At 62.0% G+C, this 22,111-nt stretch carries 17 protein-coding genes; 7 read left to right on the top strand and 10 right to left on the bottom strand.

What is annotated here, in order from left to right; all coding sequences use genetic code 11:
- Positions 1–218: 218 nt before the first annotated feature.
- The 8 genes from sucD to sdhC all read right to left on the bottom strand — a co-directional run bounded on the left by sucD (position 219) and on the right by sdhC (position 9,802).
- The gene (gene sucD, locus J9892_RS14770) at positions 219–1,091 is read right to left on the bottom strand and encodes a succinate--CoA ligase subunit alpha (protein ID WP_005300222.1); all 873 of its coding nucleotides are present in this window, start codon (positions 1,089–1,091) and stop codon (positions 219–221) included.
- Complete coding sequence (gene sucC / locus J9892_RS14765; RefSeq protein WP_005300220.1) at positions 1,091–2,257, bottom strand: ADP-forming succinate--CoA ligase subunit beta; 1,167 nt, start codon at positions 2,255–2,257, stop codon at positions 1,091–1,093. The genes sucD and sucC overlap by 1 nt, the downstream gene beginning before the upstream one ends.
- A gap of 108 nt (positions 2,258–2,365) precedes the next feature.
- Complete coding sequence (gene odhB, locus J9892_RS14760; protein WP_010674499.1) at positions 2,366–3,559, bottom strand: 2-oxoglutarate dehydrogenase complex dihydrolipoyllysine-residue succinyltransferase; 1,194 nt, start codon at positions 3,557–3,559, stop codon at positions 2,366–2,368.
- A gap of 88 nt (positions 3,560–3,647) precedes the next feature.
- Positions 3,648–6,458 (bottom strand): 2-oxoglutarate dehydrogenase E1 component, encoded by a 2,811-nt coding sequence (gene sucA, locus J9892_RS14755; protein WP_010674498.1) that lies wholly within the window; start codon positions 6,456–6,458, stop codon positions 3,648–3,650.
- 114 nt (positions 6,459–6,572) lie between these two features.
- Positions 6,573–7,289 (bottom strand): succinate dehydrogenase iron-sulfur subunit, encoded by a 717-nt coding sequence (locus J9892_RS14750; RefSeq protein WP_010674497.1) that lies wholly within the window; start codon positions 7,287–7,289, stop codon positions 6,573–6,575.
- Between the two features lie 17 nt (positions 7,290–7,306).
- Positions 7,307–9,073, bottom strand: a complete 1,767-nt coding sequence (sdhA, locus tag J9892_RS14745) for a succinate dehydrogenase flavoprotein subunit (protein WP_029314421.1) — start codon at positions 9,071–9,073, stop codon at positions 7,307–7,309.
- Between the two features lies 1 nt (position 9,074).
- On the bottom strand, positions 9,075–9,419 hold the full coding sequence (gene sdhD, locus J9892_RS14740) for a succinate dehydrogenase, hydrophobic membrane anchor protein (protein ID WP_010674495.1): 345 nt from the start codon (positions 9,417–9,419) through the stop codon (positions 9,075–9,077).
- Positions 9,413–9,802, bottom strand: a complete 390-nt coding sequence (sdhC, locus tag J9892_RS14735; RefSeq protein ID WP_029314418.1) for a succinate dehydrogenase cytochrome b556 subunit — start codon at positions 9,800–9,802, stop codon at positions 9,413–9,415. The genes sdhD and sdhC overlap by 7 nt, the downstream gene beginning before the upstream one ends.
- 423 nt (positions 9,803–10,225) lie before the next feature.
- Here sdhC and J9892_RS14730 point away from each other — a divergent pair, with 423 nt between their 5' ends.
- From J9892_RS14730 to J9892_RS14720, 3 genes are all read left to right on the top strand, one after another.
- A complete protein-coding gene (locus J9892_RS14730) occupies positions 10,226–11,512 on the top strand; it encodes a citrate synthase (RefSeq protein ID WP_010674492.1) in 1,287 nt (428 codons plus the stop codon).
- A 93-nt stretch (positions 11,513–11,605) separates the two neighbouring features.
- Complete coding sequence (locus J9892_RS14725) at positions 11,606–11,920, top strand: DUF4377 domain-containing protein (RefSeq protein ID WP_042863768.1); 315 nt, start codon at positions 11,606–11,608, stop codon at positions 11,918–11,920.
- 97 nt (positions 11,921–12,017) lie between these two features.
- Entirely contained in the window at positions 12,018–12,542 is a 525-nt protein-coding gene (locus tag J9892_RS14720; protein WP_151027722.1) for a GNAT family N-acetyltransferase, read from the top strand.
- A gap of 69 nt (positions 12,543–12,611) precedes the next feature.
- Here J9892_RS14720 and fabB read toward each other — a convergent pair whose 3' ends face one another.
- Positions 12,612–13,823: a beta-ketoacyl-ACP synthase I gene (gene fabB / locus J9892_RS14715; RefSeq protein ID WP_200163739.1), complete on the bottom strand. Its 1,212-nt coding sequence runs from the start codon at positions 13,821–13,823 to the stop codon at positions 12,612–12,614.
- Positions 13,824–13,913: 90 nt separating this feature from the next.
- On the opposite strand from fabB, the gene mnmC reads away from it, so the two are divergent.
- Positions 13,914–15,929, top strand: a complete 2,016-nt coding sequence (gene mnmC, locus J9892_RS14710; protein WP_200163738.1) for a bifunctional tRNA (5-methylaminomethyl-2-thiouridine)(34)-methyltransferase MnmD/FAD-dependent 5-carboxymethylaminomethyl-2-thiouridine(34) oxidoreductase MnmC — start codon at positions 13,914–13,916, stop codon at positions 15,927–15,929.
- Positions 15,930–16,047: 118 nt separating this feature from the next.
- On the opposite strand, the gene J9892_RS14705 is transcribed toward mnmC, so the two are convergent.
- Complete coding sequence (locus J9892_RS14705) at positions 16,048–16,653, bottom strand: DUF922 domain-containing protein (RefSeq protein WP_200163737.1); 606 nt, start codon at positions 16,651–16,653, stop codon at positions 16,048–16,050.
- 323 nt (positions 16,654–16,976) lie between these two features.
- Between J9892_RS14705 and dcuC the strand changes: the two genes are divergently transcribed.
- From dcuC to J9892_RS14690, 3 genes are all read left to right on the top strand, one after another.
- Positions 16,977–18,329, top strand: a complete 1,353-nt coding sequence (gene dcuC / locus J9892_RS14700; RefSeq protein WP_010674486.1) for an anaerobic C4-dicarboxylate transporter DcuC — start codon at positions 16,977–16,979, stop codon at positions 18,327–18,329.
- An 89-nt stretch (positions 18,330–18,418) separates the two neighbouring features.
- A complete protein-coding gene (locus J9892_RS14695; protein WP_210538545.1) occupies positions 18,419–20,068 on the top strand; it encodes a bifunctional UDP-sugar hydrolase/5'-nucleotidase in 1,650 nt (549 codons plus the stop codon).
- Positions 20,069–20,347: 279 nt separating this feature from the next.
- Positions 20,348–21,991 carry a hypothetical protein gene (locus J9892_RS14690; RefSeq protein ID WP_104452872.1) on the top strand — a complete coding sequence of 548 codons (1,644 nt, stop codon included), beginning with the start codon at positions 20,348–20,350 and terminating at the stop codon, positions 21,989–21,991.
- The last annotated feature ends 120 nt before the right edge of the window (positions 21,992–22,111 follow it).

Below are 22,111 nucleotides of genomic sequence, written 5' to 3'. Positions count from 1 at the left end.
AGAAGTTGCTTGAGGTACTGGGTTGCATTGATAATAGTCATGGCTTCGGGCGTGTCGGTTTTTTTTTGCGATTAAATCAGATCACAAACGAAGCCTTTTTTCTATCTATTTCAATTGGTTGTAGCTAAAGATCCTGTACATGATGCATTTATTACAAAATAAACATATGAAATGCCGCCCTAGGGCGGCATTTTTATCAGAGATAACAGGCAAAAAACTTACCAGCCGGTCACTTCACGCAGGGCTTTGCCGATATCGGCCAGGGAGCGCACGGTTTTCACGCCGGCATCTTCCAGGGCGGCAAATTTCTCGGCCGCCGTGCCTTTGCCACCGGCGATGATGGCGCCCGCATGACCCATGCGCTTGCCAGCCGGGGCGGTGACGCCCGCGATGTAGGAGACCACCGGCTTGGTGACGTGGGCCTTGATGTAGGCGGCCGCGTCTTCCTCGGCGTTGCCGCCGATCTCGCCGATCATCACGATGGCTTCGGTCTGCGGGTCGTTCTGGAACATCTCCAGAATGTCGATGAAGTTGGAACCCGGGATGGGGTCGCCACCGATACCGACGCAGGTGGACTGGCCGAAGCCCTCGTCCGTGGTCTGCTTGACCGCTTCATAGGTCAGGGTGCCGGAGCGGGAGACGATGCCCACCTTGCCCGGCTTGTGGATGTGGCCCGGCATGATGCCGATCTTGCACTCACCCGGGGTGATGACACCCGGGCAGTTGGGGCCGATCATCCGCACGCCGGTTTCCTGCAGCTTCACCTTGACGTCCAGCATGTCCAGGGTCGGGATGCCTTCGGTGATGGTGACGATGAGCTTGATGCCGGCATCGATGGCTTCCAGGATGGCGTCCTTGCAGAACGGGGCCGGTACATAGATGACGGAGGCGGTGGCGCCGGTGGCTTCCACGGCGTCACGGACAGTGTTGAACACCGGCAGGCCCAGGTGGGTGGTGCCACCCTTGCCCGGGGAGACGCCGCCGACCATCTGGGTACCGTAGGCAATGGCCTGTTCGGAGTGGAAGGTACCCTGACCGCCGGTAAAGCCCTGGCAGATCACCTTGGTGTCTTTGTTGATCAGAACGCTCATTATTTGGCCTCCGCTGCTTTTACCACTTGCTGAGCTGCGTCAGTCAGACTCGTTGCGGCGATGATATTGAGGCCGCTGTCGGCCAGTTTACGGGCACCCAGTTCGGCGTTGTTGCCTTCCAGACGCACCACCACGGGCACTTTCACCCCCACTTCCTTGACGGCGCCGATGATGCCTTCCGCGATCATGTCGCAGCGCACGATGCCGCCAAAGATGTTGACCAGCACGGCTTGTACCTTGCTGTCGGAGAGGATGATCTTGAAGGCCTCGGTCACGCGCTCCTTGGTGGCGCCGCCGCCGACGTCCAGGAAGTTGGCCGGGGAACCGCCGTGCAGGTTGACGATGTCCATGGTGCCCATGGCCAGGCCCGCGCCGTTGACCATGCAGCCGATGTTGCCATCGAGCGCCACATAGTTCAGCTCCCACTGGGCGGCGTGCGCTTCGCGGGGGTCATCCTGGGACGGGTCGTGCATCTCGCGCAGCTTGGGCTGACGGTACAGGGCGTTGGCGTCGATGTTGATCTTGCCGTCCAGGCAGTGCAGGTTGCCCTTGTCGGTGATGACCAGGGGGTTGATCTCCAGCAGGGCGAAGTCGCAGTCCAGGAACATCTGGCCCAGGCCCATGAAGATCTTGGTGAACTGCTTGATCTGATCGCCGACCAGACCCAGCTTGAAGGCCAGCTCGCGGGCCTGATAAGGCTGCGGGCCTACCAGGGGATCGATGGCAGCCTTGTGAATGAGTTCCGGGGTTTCGTGGGCGACTTTCTCAATCTCCACACCACCTTCGGTGGAAGCCATGAAGACCACGCGGCGAGAGCCACGGTCAACCACGGCGCCCAGGTACAGTTCCTTGGCGATGTCGGTGCAGGACTCCACCAGGATCTTGGTAACCGGCTGACCATTGGCGTCAGTCTGATAGGTCACCAGGTTCTTGCCGAGCCAGTTCTGGGCGAAGGCGCGGATCTCGTCCTTGCTCTTGGCCAGCTTGACGCCGCCCGCCTTGCCGCGGCCACCGGCGTGGACCTGGCACTTGACGACCCAGGTGTTGCCGCCAATCTTGTCGGCCGCTTCGGCCGCTTCCTGCGGGGTGGCACAGGCATAACCTTCGGAGACCGGCAGGCCATACTCGGCAAACAGCTGTTTTGCCTGATATTCATGCAGATTCATAGATGCTCTATCCGTGTTGTAGGTATTTCCGTCCGGGGCTCGTGTTTCTCAATCCCCTGTGAATGGGGGGGCCTGGGCGGCCCCTCGTTATCTTTCAGTCACGCTTGCTCAGACATCCAGCAGCAGACGGGTCGGGTCTTCCAGGAGCTCCTTGATGGAGACCAGGAAGCCCACGGACTCGCGGCCGTCGATGATGCGGTGATCGTAGGAGAGCGCCAGGTACATCATCGGCAGGATCTCGACCTTGCCGTCGACGGCCATGGGGCGGTCCTGGATCTTGTGCATACCCAGAATGGCGCTCTGGGGCGGGTTGATGATGGGGGTGGACATCAGGGAGCCGAACACGCCGCCGTTGGTGATGGTGAAGTTGCCGCCAGTCAGTTCATCCACGGTCAGCTTGCCGTCACGGCCCTTGCCGGCCAGATCCTTGATGGCCTTCTCGATGTCCGCCAGGCTCATGTTGTCGCAGTCGCGCAGCACCGGGGTCACCAGACCACGGGGGGTGGAGACGGCGATGCTGATGTCGAAGTAGTTGTGGTAGACGATGTCGTCACCGTCCAGCGCCGCGTTCACTTCCGGGTAGCGCTTGAGGGATTCGACCACGGCCTTCACATAGAAGGACATGAAGCCGAGCTTGATGCCGTGCTTCTTCTCGAAGATCTCGCCGTACTGCTTGCGCAGCTTCATGATGGGCGCCATGTTGATCTCGTTGAAAGTGGTCAGCATGGCGGTGGTGTTCTTGGCCTCCAGCAGACGCTCGGCGATGCGCTTGCGCAGACGGGTCATGGGCACACGCTTCTCGGTGCGACCGGCCAGCGGCGCGACCGGTGCGGCAGCCACGGGAGTGGCAGCAGTCGGCGCAGCCACGGGAGCCTTGCCCAGATTCTTGATGAAGGCTTCCACGTCTTCCTTGGTGACACGACCACCCTTGCCAGTGCCGGTCAGCTTGGCGACGTCGATGTCATGCTCGGCCACCATGCGGCGCACGGAAGGGCTCAGGCCATCGGCTGCGTCATCGGCCACGGCTTCCACCGGCTTTTCGCTGGTCGCTTCACCGGCAACGGGGGCCGGCTTGAGCATGGCGATCAGCTGGCGGGAGAGCACGGTGGCCCCTTCGCTCTGCAGGATGTCGCCCAGTACGCCGGCTTCCGGCGCGGGCACTTCCAGCACGACTTTATCGGTTTCGATGTCAACCAGCACTTCGTCACGGGCAACCAGATCACCCGGTTTCTTGTGCCAGGTCGCGATGGTGGCATCCGCCACTGATTCCGGCAGGTCCGGTACCTTGATCTCGATAGTCATGTAATCAGTTCCTTGTTACTTCTTGGCCAGCAGGCTTGTTCCAGGTCAGAGAGGATCCCGACACGGGCCCTCCTCATCCACAACTCGTTCATTCCAGGGTAAGGGCGTCTTCCACCAGGGCTTTTTGCTGCTTGGCGTGGACGGACATGTAACCGACGGCCGGTGAGGCCGAGGCCGGGCGACCGGCATAACGCAGACGGGCATGGCTTGGCAGCACGCTGTCGTAGTGATGACGGGTGCTGTACCAGGCGCCCTGGTTCTGCGGCTCTTCCTGACACCAGACGAAGTCGGTGACATGGCTGTAATCGGCCAGGATGGCGCGCACTTCCTCTTCCGGGAAGGGGTAGAGCTGCTCGATCCGTACCAGGGCCACGTCCTGCTGCTCGGCCTTGCGACGGGCATCGAGCAGGTCGTAGTAAACCTTGCCGGAGCAGAAGACCACGCGCTTGACGCCTTTGGGATCCAGCGCATCGATTTCGCCGATGGCGTTCTGGAAGGTGCCCTCTGCCAGCTCTTCGAGCTTGCTCACCGCCAGCGGGTGGCGCAGCAGGGATTTGGGCGTCATCACGATGAGCGGACGGCGCATGGGGCGCACCACCTGGCGACGCAGCATGTGGAACACCTGCGCCGGGGTGGAGGGCACGCACACCTGCATGTTGTGCTGGGCGCACATCTGCAGATAACGCTCCAGACGGGCAGAGGAGTGCTCCGGGCCCTGGCCCTCGTAACCGTGGGGCAGCAGCATGGTCAGGCCGCACATCCGGCCCCACTTCTGCTCGCCGGAGGAGAGGAACTGGTCCACCACCACCTGGGCGCAGTTGGCGAAGTCACCGAACTGGGCTTCCCAGATGGTGAGACCGGCCGGCTCCGCGCTGGCGTAGCCATATTCAAACGCCAGTACCGCGTTCTCGGTCAGCACGGAGTCGTACACCTCGAACGGGCCCTGCTCGTCGTGCAGGTTGCACAGCGGGGTGTAGGTGCTGGCATCGGTCTGGCTGTGCAGCACGGCGTGGCGATGGAAGAAGGTACCGCGGCCGGAGTCTTCCCCGGTAAAGCGAATGCGGGATCCCTTGTCCACCAGGGTGGCGTAGGCCAGGGTCTCGGCAAAGCCCCAGTCCACCAGTTTCTCACCGGCGGCCATCAGGCGACGGTCTTCGTAGATCTTCTCGACCTGGCGTTGCAGCACATGGGTGGCCGGATACTGGCTGATGCGCTCGCCGAGGGCCTTCAGGTGATCCATCGGCACAGTGCTGTCATAGGCCATGGCCCAGTCGTGACCCAGATAAGGGGTCCAGTCCACGGAATGCAGCTCCATGGGGCGCCATTCCTTGCTCACCCGCTCGCCCCGATCCAGGGTATCGCGATAGTCGTTGACTAGCGTGGTAGCCAGCTCCGGTGCGATGGCTCCTTCGGCGATCAGCTGATCGGCGTAGATCTTGCGCGGGGTCGGGTGCTGCTTGATCTTCTGATACATCAGGGGCTGGGTCGCGCTCGGCTCGTCAGCCTCATTGTGACCGTGACGACGGTAGCAGACCAGCTCGATCACCACGTCGCGCTTGAAGGTGTTGCGGTAATCCAGGGCAATCTGGGTCACCAGTACCACGGCTTCCGGGTCATCCCCGTTGACGTGCAGCACAGGTGCCTGCACCGCCTTGGCGATGTCGGTGCAATATTCGGTGGAGCGCAGGTCACGGATATAGGAGGTGGTGAAGCCCACCTGGTTGTTGATGACGATGCGCACCGTCCCGCCCACGCCATAGGCACGGGTCTGGGACATGTTGAAGGTCTCGGCAACGACCCCCTGCCCCGCGATGGCGGAGTCACCGTGGATGGTGATGGGCAGGACGCTGGAGCCGTCCTTGTCACCGCGACGGTCCATACGGGCACGCACGGAGCCGATGACCACGGGGTTGACGATCTCGAGGTGCGACGGGTTGAAGGCGAGCGCCAGGTGGACGTTGCCGCCCGGGGTGGCGAAGTCGGAGGAGAAGCCCATGTGGTACTTCACATCCCCTGTGCCCCAGGATTCGCCGTGCTTGCCGGCGAACTCGTCGAACAGGTCCTGAGCGCGCTTGCCCAGTACGTTGATGAGCACGTTGAGGCGACCGCGGTGGGCCATACCGATGACGGCTTCCTTGCAACCCTGCTCACCGGCGCGGCGAATAAGCTCTTTGAGCATGGGCACCATGGCATCGCCCCCTTCCAGGGAGAAACGCTTGGCCCCCGGGAACTTGGCACCCAGGTATTTTTCCAGCCCTTCGGCGGCGGTCAGGCTCTCGAGGAAGCGGGTCTTCTCTTCGAGGGTATAGTTGCCCTTCCCTTCGATGGATTCCAGCCTGTCTTGCAGCCAGCGCTTCTCCTCGGTGGAGGTGAGGTGCATGTAGTCGGCGCCGATGCTGCCGCAATAGGTTTTCTTCAGCGAGGCATACAGATCGGAGAGCACCATGGTCTCGCGACCGATGGCGTAGGAGCCCACATTGAAGGTGGCCTCCATGTCTGCACCTTGCAGGTTGTGGAAGGCCGGATCCAGCTCGGCGACCGGCTCGCGCTGCCACAGACCCAGGGGGTCCAGGTTGGCGTTCTGGTGACCGCGGAAGCGGAAGGCGTTGATCAGTTGCAGTACGCGAACCTGTTTGGCATCCACCTGGGGATCGGAGACGGGAGCGCTGTAACGGGAGGAGTCCTTGGCCAGGCGGCGGAAATAGTCGCGAACCTGGGAGTGGGGTTGTTCTACTGCATGTCCGTTGACCTGGGGCAGCGACTGGAACAGGCTGCGCCATTCGTCGGCAACGGAGTCGGGGTTTTCCAGGAAGGATTCGTACAAATCCTCAATGTAGCTTGCATTCGCACCAGCCAGGTGAGATGACTCCAACCAGGCCTTCATCACGCCGTTATGCATTTCTATCCCTTGTACATCTTGTTCGCTGCACTGCAGCTTGTAGGGTCATAGCCATCCCGGGGCGGGATGGCTATCCAGAGGTCGGGCCCGGCGCAAGGCGCCCTGGCCCCGATACTACACGGCTCGGTTGAGCAACATCGACTTGATCTGACCGATGGCCTTGGTCGGGTTCAAGCCCTTGGGACAGACGTTCACGCAGTTCATGATGCCGTGGCAGCGGAACACGCTGAAGGCGTCATCCAGGTTGCCCAGTCGCTCACTGGCCGCAGTGTCGCGGCTGTCCGCCAGCCAGCGATAGGCGGCGAGCAGGCCGGCCGGACCGATGAACTTGTCCGGGTTCCACCAGAAGGAGGGGCAAGAGGTGGAGCAGCAGGCACAGAGTATGCACTCGTACAGGCCATCCAGCTTGGCGCGCTCTTCGGGGGATTGCAGGTGCTCACGCACGGGCGGCAGTTTTTCGTCGTTGATGAGGAAGGGTTTGACCTTCTCCCACTGGGTGTAGAACTGGGTCATGTCGATCACCAGATCCCGGATCACCGGCAGACCGGGCAAGGGTCGAATGACGACCTTGCTGCCCTTCTTCAAGAGATCGGAGAGCGGCGTGATGCAGGCCAGACCGTTCTTGCCATTCATGTTGAGACCGTCAGATCCACAGACCCCTTCGCGGCAGGAGCGGCGGAAGGCGAGCGTGGGATCCAGCTCCTTGAGCTGGATCAGTGCGTCGAGTACCATCATGTCGGAACCTTCAGGAATATCAAGACGATAATCCTTCATATACGGGACGTTATCAACGTCCGGATTGTATCTGTAGACAGAGAATGTGACGTTCATTGTGCTTGGCTCCGCAATCAGTAAGTCCGGACCTTGGGCGGGAACGCCTCACGGGTCTTGGGTGACATGTTGACAGCGCGACGGGTCATGGACTCGGTGTCCGGATGATAGAGGCTGTGGCACAGCCAGCTCTCATCGTCACGCTCCGGGAAGTCGAAGCGGCTGTGGGCGCCACGACTCTCGGTACGGAAGTTCGCCGCCACCGCGGTGGCATAGGCGGTCTCCATCAGGTTGTCCAGCTCCAGGCACTCGATGCGCTGGGTATTGAACTCCTTGGAGGTGTCGTCCAGACGGGCGTTCTTGAGACGCTCGCGGATGAGTTTCAGCTCGGCCAGCCCTTCTGCCATGGCATCCCCTTCCCGGAACACGGAGAAGTTGTTCTGCATGCAGCGCTGCAGGTCCTTGCGGATCTGTGCCGGGTCTTCCCCGTCACGGTTGTTTTCCCAGCGGTTGAAGCGCTCCAGCGCCTTGGCGATGTCGGCGTCGGTGGCTTCCACACCGTGCTCCATCGAACCAAGGGTCTCCACCAGGTGCATGCCGGCAGCACGACCGAACACCACCAGATCCAGCAGGGAGTTGCCGCCCAGACGGTTGGCACCGTGCACGGAGACGCAGGCGATCTCGCCCACCGCGAACAGACCGACCACCGGCACGTCGTTGCCATCCTTGTCCTGGGTCAGGCACTGGCCGTTCACGCTGGTCGGCACGCCGCCCATCATGTAGTGGCAGGTCGGGATGATGGGGATGGGCTCTTTGACCGGATCCACGTGGGCGAAGGTGCGAGAGAGCTCGCAGATGCCCGGCAGGCGGGATTCCAGCACCTCTTTGCCCAGATGATCCAGCTTGAGCTTGATGTGCGGGCCCCAGGGACCGTCACAGCCACGGCCTTCGCGGATCTCGATCATGATGGAACGGGCCACCACGTCGCGACCGGCCAGATCCTTGGCGTTTGGTGCATAACGCTCCATGAAGCGCTCGCCGTCCTTGTTCAGCAGGTAGCCGCCTTCACCACGGCAACCTTCGGTGACCAGTACCCCTGCCCCGGCGATACCGGTGGGGTGGAACTGCCAGAACTCCATGTCCTGCACGCCGACCCCGGCACGCAGCGCCATGCCGACGCCGTCACCGGTGTTGATGTGGGCGTTGGTGGTGGACTGGTAGATGCGACCGGCGCCGCCGGTGGCGAGCACGGTGGCCTTGGCCTTGAAGTAGACGACCTCGCCGCTCTCCATGTCGATGGCGGTACAGCCGACGATATGACCATCCTGGTTCTTCACCAGATCCAGGGCATACCACTCGGAGAAGACGGTGGTCTTGTTCTTGACGTTTTGTTGATACAAGGTGTGCAGCAGGGCGTGACCAGTACGGTCGGCTGCCGCCGCAGTGCGGGCAGCCTGCTCGCCGCCGAAGTTTTTGGACTGACCGCCGAACGGACGCTGGTAGACGGTACCGTTGTCAAAGCGGGAGAAAGGCAAGCCCATGTTCTCCAGCTCATAGATGGCCTCGGGGCCGGTCTTGCACATGTATTCGATGGCTTCCTGATCACCGATATAATCGGAGCCCTTGACGGTGTCATACATGTGCCACTGCCAGTTGTCGTCGTGGGCATTGCCCAGGGCGACCGTGATCCCGCCCTGGGCGGAGACCGTGTGGGAACGGGTCGGGAAAACCTTGGATAACAGGGCGCAGCTCTTGCCGGACTGGGCAATCTGCAGCGCGGCGCGCATACCGGCGCCACCGGCACCGATCACGACCGCATCAAATTCACGAGTTGGAATAGTCACCTTACACACCCCACAGCACGACGAAACCAGTCATCACATAGACAAACAGCACCACCACCAGCACAAACTGCAGCGCACCGCGCAGTCCGACCGGCTTGATATAGTCGGTCAGCACCTGCCATAGACCGATCCAGGCGTGGATCAAGACGCATACGAGCGTCAGCAGGGTGAAGACCTTGGTGAAGGTGTTGGAGAAGAAGCCGGTCCACACCTCGTAGGTGATGTCGTTGAACGCGACAAAGCCAACCAGATAGAGGACGTAGCACGTCATGATGAGGGCGGTGGCGCGGATCAGGATGTAATCATGAACACCGCTGCGCCCGAAAGTTGCAGAATTGGTTACCATACCAGTACCCCCGCCAATACCGCCAAAACCGCGGTGATCACGAAGGCCACACGGGCACTCTGATTACCGGATTCCAGCTCTTCCCAATAGCCCATGTCCATGACCAGGTGCCGCAGACCGCCCACGATGTGGTAAGCCAGCGCGGTCAGGATCCCCCACAGCACGAACTTGACCAGGAAGTTGTCCATGATGGCAACGACCGATTCAAATCCTTCGGGAGAGGCGAGTGAAGTACCAAGCATCCACAGCAAGATGGCCAATGCCACAAAGGTGATGACCCCTGAGACACGATGCAAGATGGAAGCGATGGCGGTGACAGGAAAGCTGATCGTCTGTAGGTCGAGGTTTACAGGTCTCTGTTTGTTTTTCACGGCTTTGCCCACTCAGCTCCATTGAGCACGTTAGTTATTGTTTTCACACGCTTTGAGGGCGAGGAGTGGCATTTGTTAGGTTTTTGTTACCAAAACAACTCAGGAAAGCCAAAAATAACATTTTCGATATCACATCTGGCTTTGCGAAAGCGTTTCAAACACCGACGACCATCACCCACGTGGCGCAGTATATCGGCGGCCTTAACCAATGACAATCAAATAGCTACACAGAAAATCCAAAACCGTAAACCAGATCTCACAACAGCTTTAACAAGTCATTAATGATCATCCAGCAAAATTGACAAAGACATGGTTCTCTGGTTCAAATAAGGCGCTCCAGCCGCCGTGGTACGGGTAAGAACCTTTGCCAGCGTCATAACAGTCGTAATAAAGTAGGGCTGGAACCAAATTATAAAAGAGCAAAGGAGACGTGCTATGGCTGATAAGATAGCCACCCTACATCTACCCGGAAAAGAGCCGGTTGAACTGCCGATCCTCTCCGGTACCGTTGGACCCGATGTGATCGATGTCAGAAAGCTGGGCACGCAAGGATATTTCACCTTCGACCCCGGCTTCATGGCCACCGGTTCTTGCAAATCTTCCATCACCTACATCGATGGCGACCAGGGTGTCTTGCTGCACCGCGGTTACCCCATCGCCCAGTTGGCCACCCAGGCCAGCTACCTCGAAGTCTGCTACATCCTGCTGTACGGCGAGGCCCCCACCAAGACCCAATATGCGGAATTTGAACGTCTGGTCACCCGCCACACCATGGTGCACGAGCAGATCGCCTTCTTCTTCCGCGGCTTCCGCCGCGACGCCCACCCCATGGCCGTCATGTGCGGCGTGGTCAGCGCGCTGTCCGCCTTCTATCACGACGCCCTCGACATCAACAACGAGGAGCATCGCGAGATCTGTGCCTTCCGTCTGCTCTCCAAGATGCCGACCCTGGCCGCCATGTGTTACAAGTACTCCATCGGCCAGCCCTTCATGCAGCCGCGCAACGCCCTCTCCTATGCAGGCAACTTCCTGCACATGATGTTTGGCGTGCCGACCGAAGAGTACAAGGTCAACCCCATCGTCGAGCGCGCCATGGACCGCATCTTCACCCTGCATGCGGATCATGAGCAAAACGCCTCCACCTCCACCGTGCGTCTGGCCGGCTCTTCCGGTGCCAACCCGTTTGCCTGTATCGCCGCGGGGATCGCCTCCCTGTGGGGCCCGGCCCACGGTGGTGCCAACGAAGCCTGCCTCAAGATGCTCGAAGAGATTGGCTCCGTGGATCGCATTCCCGAGTACATCGGCCGCGCCAAGGACAAGAACGATCCGTTCCGTCTGATGGGCTTCGGTCACCGGGTCTACAAGAACCACGATCCCCGTGCCACCGTGATGCGCGAAACCTGCCACGAGGTGCTTACTGAGCTGCAGATCAAGGATCCGCTGCTGGACGTGGCCATGGAGCTGGAACGCATCGCGCTGTCCGACCCCTACTTCATCGAGAAGAAGCTCTACCCGAACGTGGACTTCTACTCCGGCATCATCATGAAGGCCATCGGCATCCCCATGTCCATGTTCACCGTGATCTTCGCCATTTCCCGTACCATCGGCTGGATTGCCCACTGGAACGAGATGCACTCGGACCCGGATCAGAAGATCGGCCGTCCCCGTCAGCTCTACACCGGTCAGCCCCTGCGCGAGTTCGTGCCCCTCGACCAGCGCTGAGCTCGATCTGTCATGGTTTGTTACAAAGGCGGTCATTGACCGCCTTTTCTTTTGCAGGTTTAATCGCGCCCTTTTACGCCAAGGACATTCATCATGAAATCTCCCCTGCTCCTCAGCTCCGCCCTCCTGCTCAGCGCCTGCCAGAGCGCCCCGACCACCGAAACCCTCTATATCCAGGACAAGTTGGCAGACTGCGTCGGTGTCGCCCCCATGAAGTGCATGCAGGTGCGCAGTCAGCCGGGAGAGAACTGGAGCCTCTTCTATCAGCAGATCGAAGGCTTCACCTTTGAACCGGGCTTTCGCTATCAACTGGAAGTGAGCAAGGAGCAACTTGCCGATGTGCCGGCCGATGCCCCTTCCTTGCGCTACCAGCTGATCAAGGTCGTGAGCAAGGAGCCGGTTCGCTGACGAGTCGCTGACAGGTGACCCGGTTTCGTTTGTGTGCTCTCTGGGGTATGCTGTCACCCCTTTTTGCCACGGTTTGAGTACGGACTCGACCCGCATCATGATCACCATCCGCACCATCCGCACGCCAGACTGGCCCGCCATCATGGCCATCCAGCACGAGTGTTATCACCAGTTCGAACCCGAGCCCCTCGAGGTGATGCAGAACAAAACCGAGCTGGCCCCCGCCTCCTGCTGGGTGGCCGAGCGTCAGGGCAAGGTGCTGGGTTACCTGCTCTGCCACCCCTGGCGTGCCCACCAGCCCCCGCCCCTCTCGGTGCCGATGAAGGCGCTGGCCGGTCACGACGAGTTCTATCTGCACGATCTCGCTGTCTCGAGCAAGGCACGCGGCCTGGGTGTCGGACAGCGGCTGCTGGCAAGGGCGCTCGCTTTCGCGAGCCATGCAGGATATCGCCATGCAGGCCTGGTGGCGGTTCAGGATGCCCCCGCCTTCTGGCGCAAGCAGGGGTTTGTGCCCGCCGACACCGGCAAATCGCTGGTGGAGTATGGTGACGGGGCTGTCTATATGCGGTTGCCCCTGGCAGACAATGGTCCAGAACCGGGAACCATCAGCAGAGTTCAATAAAAAGAGTTCAATAAAAAAGGCGCCTTTCGGCGCCTTTTTCTATTCCGCGTTGTGCTCCCGACGGGGAGATCAAGCCTTGAACTTGCTGAACACCAGAGAGGCGTTGGTACCGCCAAAGCCGAAGCTGTTGGACATGACGGTATTGAGGTCGGCCGCTTCGAATTCACGCACGATGGGCAGGCCCACGGCCTTCTCGTCCAGATTCTCGATGTTGATGCTGGGGGCGATGAAGCCGTGTTCCATCATCAGCAGGGAGTAGACGGCCTCGTGCACGCCGGCGGCGCCCAGGGCATGGCCGGTCATCGCCTTGGTGGCGGAGAGCTTGGGGGCATTGCTGCCAAACAGGGTCTGAATGGCTTCCAGCTCCTTGGTGTCACCAACCGGAGTAGAGGTACCGTGAGTGTTGATGTAGTCCACCTTGCCGACACCCTGCATCGCCATCTTCATGCAACGCACGGCGCCTTCACCACTCGGGGCCACCATGTCGTAGCCGTCGGAGGTCGCACCGTAACCGGTGATTTCGGCGTAGATGTGGGCACCACGGGCCAGGGCGTGTTCCAGCTCCTCGACCACCAGGATGCCGCCGCCACCGGAGATGACGAAGCCGTCGCGGTCCGCATCATAGGTGCGGGACGCTTTTTCCGGGTTGTCGTTGTACTTGGTGGAGAGCGCGCCCATGGCGTCGAACTGGATGGTGGAAGACCAGTCCAGCTCCTCGCCGCCACCGGCAAAGATGATGTCCTGCTTGCCAAGCTGGATCAGTTCCAAGGCATGACCGATGCAGTGGGCAGAGGTCGCACAGGCGGAGCTGATGGTGTAGTTGACACCTTTTATCTTGAACGGGGTGGCAAGACAGGCGGAGGTGGTGGAAGACATGGTACGTGGCACCATGTAGGGACCCACCCGCTTGACGCCCTTTTCACGGGCGATATCGGCAGATTCGGAGGTGTTCTTGCCGGAGGCGCCGCCGGAACCGGTCACGATGCCGGTACGCTCGTTGGAGACCATCTCTTCCGGCAGGCCGGCATCTTCGATGGCCTGCTGCATGGAGAGGTAGGCGTAGGCCGCGGCGTCACCCATGAAACGCATGACTTTACGGTCGATCAGTTCAGACGGATCGAGTTTGATGTTACCCCAGACACGGCTGCGCAGGTTGTACTGCTCGAACTGCTCGGAATAGGTGATGCCGGATTTACCTGCTTTCAGGGAGGCCAGCACCTCTTCCTTGTTGTTGCCGATACTGGAGATGACGCCGATACCGGTGATCACTGCTCTTCTCATTAATTCATCTCGTCTGGAAAAACTGGCACCGAGTCTACCCGCTTTCGGCTGCCAAACTGGTCTGCTTTCACGTAGAATGCCCGCGATTTTGTGACGCGAGCCGAGGAAAACGTGAGTCAAACATCCTTACATCATGCCCGATTGGACTGGAACGAAGCGGGAACTCCAGTCTCCAGTGAGTTCGGGGATGTGTACTTTTCCAATGATAACGGTCTAAGTGAAACCCGCTACGTCTTTTTGCAGCAAAATCGACTGCCAGAGCGATTTTCGCACCACGATAGTGACAGTTTCGTGATTGGTGAAACAGGTTTCGGTACAGGACTTAACTTTCTGGCCACAATGGCCGTCTTTCTGGAACAGGCCCCCCTGTCCGGCAACGGATCCCGGCTGCACTTCATCAGCGTCGAGAAATACCCCCTTACCCAGGCCGATCTGCGCAAGGCCCTGGCCGCCTGGCCCGAGCTCGCCCCCTTGAGCCAGCCTCTCATCGACCAGTGGCCGTTGCCGGTCTCCGGCTGCCATCGCCTGCTCTTTGCCGATGGCCGCATCCGCCTCGATCTCTGGTTTGGCGACATCAAGGAGATGCTGCCTCAGGTGCCCCATCCGGCAACTGGTCTGGTGGACGCTTGGTATCTGGACGGTTTCTCCCCTGCCAAGAACCCAGAGATGTGGACCCAGGATCTCTTCGACGATCTCGCTCGCCTCGCCCGCCCCGATGCCACCCTCTCGACCTTTACCTGCGCCGGTTTCGTGCGACGGGGGCTGATTGCCGCCGGCTTTACCATGAAGAAGGTAAAGGGCCACGGCAGCAAGCGGGAGATGCTGGCGGGTGTTCGGGAAGGCAAAGTGCCGCAGCAGAGCATCGCCCCCTGGTATGCCCGCCCCACAGGGCGGGAGGGAGAGGTGCTCATCATTGGTGGCGGCATCGCTTCCGCCATGACGGCGCTCTCTCTGGTGGAGCGGGGTCGGCACGTCACCTTGCTGTGCGAAGACGGCGAGCCGGCCAGCGGCGCTTCCGGCAATCGGCAGGGGGCGCTCTATCCCCTGCTCAACGGTGAGCACGATGCCCTGTCGCGCTTCTATTCGCTGGCCTTTGGCTTTGCCAGAAATCGGCTGCTGGCCCTGGCAAAGCACCACCCCGTCGCCTTCTCCCTGTGTGGCGTCACCCAACTCGGCTACGACGACAAATCCGCCGCCAAGCTTGCCAAGATGAGCCAGGGCCCCTTCCCCCCTGAGCTGATGCACCCACTCTCGGCAGCGGAGGTTGAGCAGGTGGTCGGCCTGCCCTGCGATGCGGATGGTGTGAGCTATCCCCTGGGGGGCTGGTTCTGTCCGGCGGATCTCACCCGCGCCGCCATCAGGGAGGCGCAGGCCAGCGGGCGGCTGGAAGTGGTGTTCAATGCCACTGTAACGCGTATTGCCGAAGAGGCCGATGGCTGGCACCTGGAGAGCCGGGATGGCCGCCAGTGGCACGCCCCCAATCTGGTGGTGGCGGCCGGGCACAAGCTGCCCGCCCTGCTTCCCTTCGCGGAGTTGCCGCTCTATCCCGTGCGCGGTCAGGTGAGCCATGTGCCGACCACGGCTGGCTTGAGCCAGCTCAAGAGCGTGCTCTGCTACGATGGCTACCTCACCCCGGCCCACAACGGCGCGCACTGCATCGGGGCCAGCTATGGCCGCAACCAGACCGATCTAGCTTACCGCGCCGACGAGCAGGAGCAGAACAAGGCGCGGCTGCAAGCCTGTGTGCCCCAGCAGCGCTGGCCTGCCGAGGTGGATGTGAGCGGCGCTCAGGCCCGTGTCGGGGTGCGCTGCGCCAGCCGGGATCACCTGCCGGTCGCCGGGCCCGTCGCCCGGTTGGCGGCGCTGGCGGATCATGACGTCAACGCCCCCGCGGATCAGCAGAGCGCGCTGCCCCTGCACGCCGGCCTCTACGTGCTGGGGGCGCTCGGCTCCCGGGGTCTGTGCTCGGCGCCCCTGTGCGGCGAGCTGCTGGCCAGCGAGATCTGCGGCGATCCCCTGCCGCTGGCCGCCGATCTGCTGGAGGCGCTCCACCCCGCCCGCTACTGGGTGCGAAGGCTGCGCAGGGGCAAGCCACTGCGCGACTAGCCACCCAGGAGCCGGGGCTGCCGGCCTCCACGCTATTGGCGCACCAACAAAAAAACGGGCTCAATCAGCCCGTTTTTTTATGTTTCCCATGAGTGGCCATGGGCCTGTACACGTGTTATCAGCCAGCCCTGGGCCAGACGACCCCCAGCTTGCGCCCCTGATCGGTCTGGCTGGCCAGGGTGTCGAACCGCGCCCGGGTTGCCTCCAGCACCGCCTGCCCTGCCTGCCAGCCCTGATGCTCCAGGGTTGGGCAATCCCGGGTCACCGGCAACTGGGCGAGGCGCGTGCCAAGCTGGCTCACGCTCTCCAGCAGAATATCCTTGTGACGGCTCTCGTAGTCAAACATGGCGGCCACCAGCTTGTCCCACTTCTGGCGCTCCTTCGCGGGCGCACGGGCCTTGTCCATCCAGTTGGGCACCCTGATCTGGATGCGGGCACGAACGCTGGCCTGCTCCAGCTCGCAGCGTGTCGCCGTCGCCTTCGTCTGCAACTGCCAGGAGAGCTGATAGCTGGCCTTCCCGATGTGCCCGTCCGCCTGGGTGGGGGACAAGGCGGTGATCTGGCGCATCACGGCCCCCACATCGGCCCCGGAGACCCGATAGAACTGGAAGTCGACCTTGATATCGGGGGCGACCTTCACACCGGCATAGTGGGAAGGTACAGCACCGATTGAGGCGGCATAAATGAGGGCCACCGTCACCCCTGTCTTGCTGAAGAGTCCCATCTGTCCGCGGCTTTGCTCCTTGTGAGTCCCGGCTTAATTTCAATTAATAATCAATGAATTAATAACCCGATTGGGAGATTACCCCTGATCCAGCCCCCTGTCATCCGCTCTTGGCACCCGGTTGCTGCAAACGTGCGAGTCATCACCCCGGCTCAGGCGGGGATTTGCAGTCGAGATCACAAGCTGCCATCGAATGGATGGTGAAATACTCCTTAGTGGGTAATATCCGCAGTGTTTTTGTTGGCCGATGCCGGATAGTCCAGCGCAACCCTCTGGTGAGCCCTGGCAGGCCACCCCCTCATTTCAACTCTTGGGAAGGTTTTATGATAGAACTCCTGATCGGCACCCTGGTCACCCTGGCCGTGGGTCGCTACATCTTCAAGGGCTACTCCGCCACCGGGGTACTGCTCAGCGGCGGCCTGCTGCTGCTGGCGATCACCGCCCTGATGGGCAAGGCGGTGCTGCCGGCGAGCGTCCCCTCCACCGGCCACATGGCCACCGACATCTTCGAATACGTGCGCTTCCTGCTGGTCGACAGGGGGGGTGGCCTCGGCATGCTCATCATGGTGCTGTGCGGCTTTGCCGGCTACATGAGCCACATCGGCGCCAACACCATACTGGTGAAGCTCGCGAGCAAACCCCTCGGTGTCATCAAGTCCCCCTACATCCTGCTGGTGGCCGCCTATCTGGTCGCCTGCGCCATGTCGTTGGCGGTGAGCTCCGCAACCGGCCTCGGGGTTCTGCTGATGGCCACCCTCTTCCCGCTGATGGTCAACATGGGGATCTCCCGTGGCGCGGCGGCGGCGGTGTGCGCCTCGCCGGCCGCCATCATCCTCTCCCCCACCTCGGGGGACGTGGTGATGGCCGCCCAGGCCGCGAACATGGAGCTCATCGAGTTTGCCTTCAAGCTGACCCTGCCCATTTCCCTGGTGGCCATCGCCGCCATGGCGGTGACCCACTTCTTCTGGCAGCGTTATCTGGATCAGAAGGCCGGGGAGCACAACGCCGCGGTCGCCCCGAGCGATCTCGTCACCGACGCCCCCGGCTTCTACGCCATCCTGCCCTTCACCCCCATCATCGGTGTGCTGCTGTTTGACGGCAAACTGGGGCCCAAGCTCGATATCGTCACCATCATCGTCATCTGCCTGGTGCTGGCCGCCCTGCTGGAGCTGGTGCGCAAGCGCAACGGCCGCGAGCTGCTGGACGGACTGCAGGTGTGCTGGCGCAACATGGCCGACGCTTTCGCCGGCGTGGTGATGCTGCTGGTGGGTGCCGGGGTCTTTGCCCAGGGTCTGATGGGACTCGGTTTCATCGCCAACCTCCTGGATCTGGCTCAGAGCTTCGGTACCGGCGGCATCGTCATCATGCTGGTGCTGGTGGTCATCACCACCCTGGCGGCCTTCACCACGGGTTCCGGCAACGCCCCCTTCTACGCCTTCGTGGAGCTCATCCCCCATTTGGCCACCAGCCTCGGCGTCAACCCGGCCTATCTGGTGATCCCCATGCTGCAGGCATCCAACCTCGGCCGCACCATCTCGCCGGTCTCCGGGGTGGTGGTCGCCTGTGCGGGGATGGGCAATCTCTCTCCGTTCGAGGTGGTCAAACGTACCTCGCTGCCGGTGGCCGTCGGCCTGCTGGTAGTGATCCTCGCCACCCAGATCATGGTTCCCGCCTGACTCTTTACCGGCCCGGCTGCCGCCGGGCTGGTATCCCCCCACCCCATGCAGTAGACTCGGTGCTCTTTTTTCCTAAGGAGGACCGAGCCTTGAGTATGACGGTTCAACTTGCCCACTTCAGCGACTGCCACTCCCATTTCGATGGCGCCCCCATGCGCTTCTCCCCCGATGGCGAGTCCGAATGGCGCACCCAGTGCGGCGGCTATGGCCGCATCCTGACCCGGCTCACCACCCTGCGCCAACAGGCCGAGGCAGCCGGCCAGACCTGCCTGCTGCTGCATGGCGGCGATACCTTCCAGGGGTCACTTTACTTCAACCGTTTCAAAGGGCGGGCCAATGCGGACCTGCTGGCCCTCTTGCGACCGGATGCCATGGTGATCGGCAACCACGAATTCGATCTGGGCAACGGGCCGCTGGTGGAGTTTTTGCGCCAGCTCGATTTCCCGGTGCTCGCCGCCAACATCGACAACCGTCAGGAGCCCGCCGATGCCCCGCTGCGGCTGCAGGGGCTGCCGCAGCTGTTTGACGCGAGCCGCCCCTGGCACAAGCGCGTCATCGACGACGTGCCCTTCGCCCTGCTCGGCATCACGCTGCCGCAGATGGCCGCCATCGCGAGCCCCGATCCCCACACCCGTTTCCACGGTATCGAAGATACCCTCAGCGCCGCCCTCGAAGAGATCAAGGCCGCCGGCATCCAGCACATCATCCTGCTCAGCCACCTGGGTCTGGCGCAGGACAAGCGACTGGCGACCCGCTTCCCCGAGCTCAGCCTCATCGTCGGCGGGCACACCCACAGCCTGCTGGGGGATCTGGCGCCGCTCGGGCTCGACAGCGAAGGCAGCTATCCCCTCATGGTGAACGGGGTGGCCATCCTGCACGCCGCCCACAGCGCCCTCTGTCTCGGGGTGTGCGAACTCACCTTCGACGAGCAGGGACGCGTGTGCCAAAGCCGCGGCCAGCTGGAGTGGTTACCCTGGGATCCCTGGCCCTTTGCTTCCCCGCCTCCTGCGGGGCTGCACTTCTGCGAACCGGCCCCCGAGCTCGAGCTGCATCTGACCCGGCGTTATCGCCCCGAGCTCGAGACCATGACCCGCCGCATCGTGACCCGCCTCGCCGGGCCACTGCACCATCAGCGGCTGCCCGATGCCACCCTGCCCGCCGGCAGCCAGGTCGCCCCCCTGGTGGCGAGCGCCATGCTGGCCAGTGCCCGCGAACAGGTGGGTCAGGTGGACTTTGCCCTGCACAATGCCGGGGGCGTGCGCTGCTCCCTCGAGCCCGGCCCCCTGACCGAAGCAGACGTTGCCGGACGCCTGCTGCCCTTTGCCATTCCCCTTACCCTCTACCGGGTGCACGGCCATGAACTGGCCGAGGCACTGGAGGGGGCCATCGACAACGCCACCAACAACGGGGTGACGGGCAATGGCAGCGGCAGCTTCCCCTACACCGCCGGGGTGCGCTTCTGCTATCAGGCCGACAGGCCCAAAGGGGAGAGGATCACTCGCCTGGAATGGGAAGCCAGCCCGGGTCAGTGGCTGCACGTCGAGCCGGATGCCATCTATCGCGGGGTCTCCAGTGCCTATACCGCCTCCGGCAAGGAGGGCTACACGGCCCTTGCCCGCACCCTGACCCAGCACAATCAGGAGCTCGGCATCACCCTGGCGGATGCCTTCCTGCGCTGGGCACGCCACCTGCCGGAGCTCAGCACCCTGCCGGCCCTGGTGGAGTATCACGGCCAGTGAATCTGGTACCGGCCCATCCCGGGTCGGTGCCGCCTTTTCGCCGCATAGGGGAATCCTGGTCCGCTCCCAGGCGCAGGCCCCCTACCATGCAACCTCAGGCTGTGACGCCCGACTGCGCCTGCCCTGTCTTGTGATGGGGCCTGCCAATGCAGCCAGAGGCGTGAAAACGATACTTTTACGAATTATTTCAGGTGCCTACACTTCTTCCATTGCATCGTGCAGCCCGGCTCGGCAAGATAAGCCCGCTTTTTCAGTCTTTCCCGCAGGAACAGGTCACCCATGAATCACGCCATCCGCTTTACCCCGCACCGCCACAATCCCGGGATCAGGCCGTCGGTCATCTTGCTCACCGCACTGATGGCTCTGCTGTTCTGTCTGCGCAATCCGCTGTTCCACGGCATGGCCCCGGGATTTGATGCCTCCCTGTTTGCGGTGATGGGCAAGATGTGGAGCGAGGGGGGCGTACTCTATCGGGACATGATCGACATCAAGGGTCCCATGATCTTCGCCCTCGATGCACTGGGCTATGGCCTTGGTGGCTTCTTCGGGATCTGGCTGCTGGAGTGGGTGCTCTGCTGGCTGGGCCTCATGGCGAGCTGGCAGGCTTTTTCGCAGCTCGGGCTCTCGGTGCGGGCGCGACTTGGCAGCATGCTGGCCCTGCTGGCGCTCTACAGCACTCGCTACTACTACGGCAACATGACAGAGGACTGGACATTCCATCTGGCCCTCATCGCCCAGTGGGCTTTCATCACCATGCTGCTGGACAAGCGATTCAGCTGGGGACCGGCCCTGGTCGCCGCACTCACCTTCGCCATCGTGGCCTGGATGCGCACCAACAACGGCGCCTTCTGGGGTGCCTGGTATCTGGTGCTCTTCTGTCACTGGTGCCTGCGTGAGCAGTGGCGCTGCGCCTTTGCCCTGCTCTTTTCCAGCCTGCTTGGACTGGCCCTCGTCGGCGGCCCGCTCTATGCCTACTTCCAGCACCACGACGTGCTGGCCGAGTTCAAATACTACGCCTTCGGCATCTTCTTCGAAGGGAGCTACGGCAACGGCTTCTCTCCTGAGGTGGGCGCCGTCGGTCTGCTGCGCACCGGCCTCATCATGCTGCTGCCCGCCTTCCTCGTCCTGATGCTCGGGCGCCGCCAGGAGTGGTATCTCCCCGCGCTGTGCGCCACCCTGCTGGGGGTGCTGTTCACCCTGATCGCCAACTCGGTCTCCGGCCATGTGTTCGATCACTATGATGTGCTCTATCTGCAGCTTGGCCTGCTGCCGCTCGCCTGCCTGCTGGACAGAAGCGAGCAGCGATCCGATGCCCTGGGGCTACTTTGCATCTCCCTGGTGGTGCTGACCGCCAGCTGGTTGCTGGCCCAGCAGCTCGGTTACGGCTGGAGCACCAAGGAGTGGTCTCTGGAGCGGGTGCGCGAGGTGCTCGGCAACAGCCTGCTGTGGGCCTTGCCCGTGCTCATTCTGGTCCCGCTCTGGCGCGCCTGGGACGTGCGAAGCGCCACCCCCTGGCTCGCCTCGCTGGCCATGCTGGTACTGCTGGTCAACAACGCCTGGGAAGGCAATCTCAAGGGTAGGCCGTTCAATCCCCCCGCCCAGGTCAGGGTCGATCGTATCCTGGCCGAGACGGCGCCTACCGACAAGATCTGGGTCGATGGCATCCAGCCGCAATACTACCTCTGGACCGATCGCCAGCCGGCCTCCGCCTATCTGTTCTTTGCCAACGTCAACCCGCCCTACGATGTGCGCGAGCGGGTGCTGGCTGACATCCAGCGCCAACAACCCAAATTCATCATCGCCAAACCGGAGCGGGTGGCACAGGAGCTCAAGACTCCGACCTCCCCCTCCCACCTTGCCTTCTACCAGTATCTGGCAGCCCAGTATGAAGAGGTGGACCCGGGCCTGTACCGGCGCCGCTAATCAGGCACACAGAAGGGGCCATCCTGGTGATGGCCCCTTTTCGTTGTCGTCATAAAGAGGGGGGCCGACCATGTTCAAGGGGCCCCATCCTGACTACAATGGCGCTCTTTTTTGCGGCAG

Origin of the sequence: Aeromonas sp. Prich7-2, from assembly GCF_017939255.1 — a bacterium.
Taxonomy (GTDB): Bacteria; Pseudomonadota; Gammaproteobacteria; order Enterobacterales; family Aeromonadaceae; genus Aeromonas; species Aeromonas caviae.
Note: the sequence above shows the minus strand (reverse complement) of the source record. Positions and strands in the feature narration are given on the sequence as shown.